Origin of the sequence: Halomonas sp. SIMBA_159, assembly GCF_046536035.1 — a bacterium.
Taxonomy (GTDB): domain Bacteria; phylum Pseudomonadota; class Gammaproteobacteria; order Pseudomonadales; family Halomonadaceae; genus Vreelandella; species Vreelandella venusta_A.
In genome coordinates this window covers 1-261 of sequence record NZ_JAWJBT010000887.1, presented here as the reverse complement: position 1 = coordinate 261, position 261 = coordinate 1, and the positions used below count along the sequence as shown (strand labels likewise).

Here is a 261-nt window from a genome sequence, read left to right as displayed (position 1 = left end):
GGGTCAGACCTGGTCAAACTTTATGGATGTTGCCTCATTGCCGGACACACTGGACTTCGTGGGTAACCCTGATGCAGCTATCTTTATCCGCCAGGCACAGGTGCGGTACACCCATGGCAACTTTGCATTTGCCGTTGAGAATCCTGAATCGACACTAACACATTTTTTCGGCGGTGCCCGTATTACCACAGACGACAACGCTACGCCTGACTTCACAGCCAGCTTTAGCCTGCAAACCGACATGGGTTTTGTGAAGGTGGC

At 52.1% G+C, this 261-nt stretch carries 1 pseudogene; it reads left to right on the top strand.

The window, feature by feature from the left end:
- Positions 1 to 22 precede the first annotated feature (22 nt).
- Positions 23 to 261: pseudogene (locus R0J87_RS21800) on the top strand (DcaP family trimeric outer membrane transporter); the annotation flags it as partial.